Origin of the sequence: Persicitalea sp., from assembly GCF_041751555.1 — a bacterium.
Classification (GTDB): Bacteria; Bacteroidota; Bacteroidia; order Cytophagales; family Spirosomataceae; genus Persicitalea.
This window is the reverse complement of sequence record NZ_JBGSXF010000108.1, coordinates 1-5,404: the sequence shown is the minus strand read 5'-3', so window position 1 is coordinate 5,404 and position 5,404 is coordinate 1. Positions and strand designations below refer to the sequence as shown.

Below are 5,404 nucleotides of genomic sequence, written 5' to 3'. Positions count from 1 at the left end.
CGGAAGTCGATGGCGTGGCTTTCGCTCTGGAAGGCAATGTACCCTTCTTTGAGAGGGGTATTATCCAGCTTACGCCAATGGGCAGCATCTTCCTTGGTGAAGTGCGCCATTTCGAAGGTATTGTTTTTACCCACAAAATCGCCACCGATGCGGGCTTTGGTGTAGGTGAGTACCGTATCGCTTTCAACGATGTGATAAATAATGGAATCGGCGTACACGATGGCCTCGCCCTTTACCCACTGATCGCCTTCGTAGGTTTTGGAAGATGAATTGATGCAATGCGCCATGTCCAGCTTGCCGTTGATGTTGGCGATGGTACCGGGCGAGCAAAGGTTTCCCGTGGCTCGCTCGCCGCTGCCCAGGCCACCCAAAAACTGCATTTCCAGCGAGACCGGGAAGGTCTGATCTTTCCCCAAACTTGCCGCTGATTGCGAGTGCAGCATCACGCCGCTATTGCGGACGTTCCACGCGTCGCCGCCGGGCAACTGCTCGCCCAGAAAGCGGTACTCAAACCGCAGACGATAATAAGAGTAGGGTTGCTTGTAATAAATATGGCCATACCGCCCGTCGAACCGGTCGTAACCATCATATTTCACGCGCATCATTCCGTCCTCGGCCACGAAGGTGTTTTTGTAGTTGTCGTTCATCGCGTAGCCCGCGATCTTGACATCCCAGCCCGTGAGGTCTTTGCCGTTGAAGAGCTGAATCCAGTCGGAGGGTTTGGGAGCTTTGGGTTGGGCGTACAAAGTGCCCGATGCGGACAGTAAAAAGACAAGACAGAGAAGTTTGCGAAGTAGGTTCATAGAAGTAGCAATCATATTTGTTCCCGACAAAAAGGAAAATCGACTACTATACTACTTTTCAGACTTCCACTACCCCTATTGAGGTTGCCCAGTTAGAACCAGTGAACAACCGTTTTACCGCCGCCCCCGACCCTTCTTCTTCGGCATCGGCACCGAACTCCCGGCCCGCTTCTTCTGCCGTGTGGCCCCGATGCTGCGCTGGTTGCTACGCTTGGACGATGACTTCGTAGCCTCATTACGTCGGCTGCGAGAGTGCGAGTCGGGGCTATCGGCCAGGAGGAGATCCATGCTGCGCTTGGCGAGGTTGGTGTCTTTTACTTTTACCTTCACGCTATCGCCGAAGGTGTAGAATTTCTTGCTGCGCTGTCCGATAAGGCGGTAGTTTTCCTTATCGAATTCGTAGTAATCGCCGCTGAGGTCAGACATGCGGATAAGCCCCTCGGAGGCCGTGGCGGTGATTTCAACGAAAATGCCGAAATCGGTGACGCCCGTGATGATGCCGTCGAATTCCTGGCTGTGGTCCATCATGCTCATATACTCGACCTGCTTGTACTTGATCGAGGCGCGCTCGGCCTCGGCGGCCATGCGCTCGCGCTCGGAGGAGTGCTTGCAGGCTTCCTCGTAGGGTTCACAAGCGGGCGATGCGCCGCCGTCGAGGTAATGTTGGAGCAGGCGGTGGGCCATCACGTCGGGGTAGCGGCGGATGGGCGAGGTGAAGTGCGAGTAGCGCTGGAAGGCCAGGCCGAAGTGGCCTTCGTCGTCGGTGGTGTAGCGAGCCTTGGACATCGTGCGCACGGCCAGCGATTCTACGAGATTTTGCTCAGGCTTGCCTTCCACTTCTTCCAGCATGTGATTCATGGATTTGGCGATTTCCTTCTCCTCGTCGACCTCCACTTTGTAGCCCAGCTTGGATACGAAGGTCGCGAAGCTTTTCAGGCGCTCGGGGTCGGGGGCCTCGTGGACGCGATAAACCATCGTGTTCTTCTTTTTTCCTTTTGACAGGCCATAGACGTACTCGGCCACACGGCGGTTGGCCAGCAGCATGAATTCCTCGATGAGTTTGTTAGAGTCCTTGCGCTCCTTTTGGTAAATCCCCAGCGGCTTGCCGTTCTCGTCCAGACGGAACTTGACCTCGATGGTCTCGAAGTTGATCGCGCCCTTCTTAAAGCGTTCCTTGCGCAGGATTTTGGCAAGATTATTCAACATGGTCAGGATTTCGGGGTAATCGCCCGCCCCGGTTTCGATGACTTGCTGGGCTTCCTCGTAGCTGAAACGGCGATCGGAGTGAATGACCGTGCGGCCAAACCACTCCCCAACGAGTTTGCCGCGCGAGGTCATTTCGAAAACAGCGGAAAATGACAGTCGGTCCTCGTTAGGCCGCAGCGAGCAGAGGCCATTGGAAAGTTTTTCGGGCAGCATAGGCACGGTGCGATCCACCAAATACACCGATGTGGCGCGGCGGTAGGCTTCTTTTTCCAGTTCGGTGTCGGGTCGCACGTAATAGCTCACATCGGCGATGTGGATGCCAATTTCGACGTTTCCGTTGTCGAGGTACTGAACCGACAGCGCGTCGTCGAAGTCCTTGGCGTCGGCGGGGTCGATGGTAAAGGTCGCTACCTCGCGCATGTCGCGGCGGTTGGCGATTTCCTTTTGGGGAATTTTCTCCGGAATAGCCTCTGCCTCTCGCTCGACCTGTTTTGGGAAATGTATAGGTAAGCCGAATTCAGCCAGAATGGCGTGCATTTCGGCGTTGTTCTCGCCTGCTTTGCCGAGTACTTCAATGATTTTTCCCTCGGGCTTGCGCGTACGGGTGGGCCACTGCTCGATGAGGGCGATAACCTTCTCGCCGTCGTTGGCCTCACCGATATCTTCGATCGGAATATGAATCGGGTCATATATTTTGCGGTGATCCGGCTCGACCAAAGCGTACTTAGGCCAAATCTCGATCACGCCCACTACCTCGGGCCGCCCGTGTTCAAGTACCTCCACTACGCGGCCTTCGGTGCGCTTGCCGTCCCGACCGCCGCCTTCGCGGATGACTTCCAGTCGAACGGTGTCGGTGTCCATCGCGCCTTTCAGGTTTTCGGTCTCGACGTAAATATCGTCGTCGCGCCCGTCGATAACGACGAAGGCAAAATTTCGATTGACGTGATCGACTTTACCGACCAGGGCCGCCTCGGGCGTAGCGGCGTTAGCGCCGTAGGTGTTGCCGGAGTAGCGACGCAATTTGCCTTCCTCCTCCAACTCGTGGATGGTGTCGTTGAGCAGATTGCGTAGTTTCTTGTCGTGGGCACCAAAATGGTCGTGAACCTCCTGGATGCGGAATGTTTCGCCGCCATTGGCCTCGAAGAAAGCGGCAACTTCGGTTGTTAGCTTGTCCACAAAGGACAACAGATTATGATTGCTATGAGAGCCCGATTTCTTTTCCTTCGGCTCCCTTTGGGGTTGTTTTTTTGAACGCATGTATTTGATTTTGGCGGTTAGCTAGGTCCATCGGGTTTTTTTTAATCACCGATGAGACGTCAGCCGCAGCCTTATTATTTCTTTGGTTTTTATAAATTAAAAATTGGGTGGAAGCAAATTTTTAATTTTGCTCAGAACGATGTTTTCGCGTCAATCGCTTAAACAATTCAACGATTACACGATTAAACAACCCTTCACTCCACCCGGATGATGTTTTCGTCAGCTACCATCTTTTGGCTATGCAGACATAAGTATAACTGTGCCAGCACCACAACGTCTTCGCGGCAGTAGCGATTTATTTTTTTGATGTCTTTTTGTTCGTAATAGGTGGGCGTCACTTCGGCGCCACTCATTTCATTTTTGCTGCTAGCGATGCCGAACACGGCGGCCAGCAAGTCCAGACCGGTGTAATTCTTGTAATCGCCGAATTTCCAGAGTTCCAGCGTGTCCTGATGCAGAATTTCCCAGGGTTTCTTGCCCGCGAGTTGCATGGCGCGGGGTAGTTCGATACCATGAATCAACATTCGGCGGCACAGGTAAGGGAAATCAAATTCCTTGCCATTATGGGCGCACAACACCAATTGGTCGGCGGGGTACTTTTCTACCAGTTCCTTGAACTCCCGCAAAAGGGCAGTTTCATCAGGATTTGAAAACGATCGGACTTTGAAACCCAACTCGTCTTCCTCATTCCAATAAAAACCACCGAACCCAATGCTCACCACCCGACCGAACTCGGCGTAAATCGCGCCCTGTCCGTAAAACATCTCGGCGTCGGTACGCTCGTCCTCGGGCTTACGCAGTCGGGCCGCCTTCTTGTTCCAAAGCGCCTGCATCCGCTCGTCGAGTTGCTCGTAGGACGCGTGGGAAGCCACAGTCTCAATATCGAGCAAAAGCAAATTACGGATACGGCGTCGGAATTCTGGGGACATTCTCAATTTTGAATGAGAGAATGAGTGAATGAGTGAATAGAAGAATGCAGGCGAAAGCAACATTCTATCATTCTATCAATCACTCATTCAAAATTATCTGTGCAGCACGCCTTCCAACCCCAGAACGTCGATTTCGCTCAGGTGGTCGGGAACGATGCTGTCTGGCACGAAGATAAACTTTTTATCGTAAACCTGTTTGCCAATGAAATAGCTGACCCAGTACTCATTGGTGAGGGCAAAGACTTCCGGCATGATCGGCTCGACAATGACATTATTGCCGGGCAGTACTTCGGGAAAAAAGTGCCGGAGCGTGGAGGTTTTCTGGCTGCCGTCCTCATGGAGTTCGGGGCTACTGTAGCCCTTAGACGTCACGAAAACGTTGTCGATCGGCGCGGCGTTGCGGTTGATGAGCACCACGTGCCATTCTTCTGCATTCAGTTCGTTGATCTTGCGCACGATGGCGACTTGGACGCCCTCGACGGGCAAAAAGGAGATATCTTTCTTCATTATGGAGATGTAGCAATGCCTTTACAACAAAATCAGAGCGTAATCCTCTCAAAAGTCTCTAGAAATTCCCCCGCAATGCCACGATGAAGCCACGCCCGGCGGCACTCACGCCGCTGGCGAAAGTGCGGTAGTTGACGTCCGTGATGTTCTCGGCCGAAGCCTGAATCGTGAAATGAGAAGCCAGACGGTAAGAGGCCCTCAGATTCAATGTGTACCAGGCGGGCATACCGTCGGGCGTGGCGCCGGACTCGTTATCCTCGGTGTTGAGGCGGTAATCCGCGATTCGCTTCCAGCCGTTGTACAAGCTGAAACTCTCCACCCGCCACGGCCCGCGCTGCCACTGCACACTAAACTTGCCATACGCAGGCGGAATGTGGTCGAGTGGCGTCCGGCTGTCGTCAACTTCTAGCACGCGGCCTTTGGTCTTATTATAAATCGCCTGCAACCGCCAGTTGGAGGCAGGGTAGGCGTTCAATTCCAGACTAACTCCCTGGACATACGCGCGCTGCTGGTTCTGGTTGGCGGTCACGCGGCTCAGTTGACCGTTGTAGGTGATGCTGTCGCGGCCGTTGAACGTGTAGGGAGCAAGCACCAGTGCGTCGCGCAGCCAGGAATGGAAGACAGTACCGTTGAATTTCAATAATTTGCCAAACCATTGCTCTACCGATAGTTCGGTATTATAAGAATACTCCGGCTTGAGAT

General features: G+C 53.6%; 5 protein-coding genes. All 5 read right to left on the bottom strand.

Annotated elements, in window-relative coordinates; translation table 11 throughout:
• On the bottom strand, positions 1 to 803 hold an 803-nt coding region (locus tag ACEW8P_RS03570; protein WP_373511736.1), incomplete at its 3' end, for a DUF1080 domain-containing protein.
• 114 nt (positions 804 to 917) lie between these two features.
• Complete coding sequence (gene rnr / locus ACEW8P_RS03565) at positions 918 to 3,266, bottom strand: ribonuclease R (RefSeq protein ID WP_373511735.1); 2,349 nt, start codon at positions 3,264 to 3,266, stop codon at positions 918 to 920.
• 194 nt (positions 3,267 to 3,460) lie between these two features.
• Positions 3,461 to 4,195: a 3'-5' exonuclease gene (locus tag ACEW8P_RS03560; RefSeq protein WP_373511734.1), complete on the bottom strand. Its 735-nt coding sequence runs from the start codon at positions 4,193 to 4,195 to the stop codon at positions 3,461 to 3,463.
• A 93-nt stretch (positions 4,196 to 4,288) separates the two neighbouring features.
• On the bottom strand, positions 4,289 to 4,702 hold the full coding sequence (locus ACEW8P_RS03555; RefSeq protein ID WP_373511733.1) for a hypothetical protein: 414 nt from the start codon (positions 4,700 to 4,702) through the stop codon (positions 4,289 to 4,291).
• Between the two features lie 58 nt (positions 4,703 to 4,760).
• Positions 4,761 to 5,404, bottom strand: a 644-nt coding sequence (locus tag ACEW8P_RS03550; RefSeq protein ID WP_373511732.1) for a TonB-dependent receptor domain-containing protein, incomplete at its 5' end; no start/stop codon positions are given.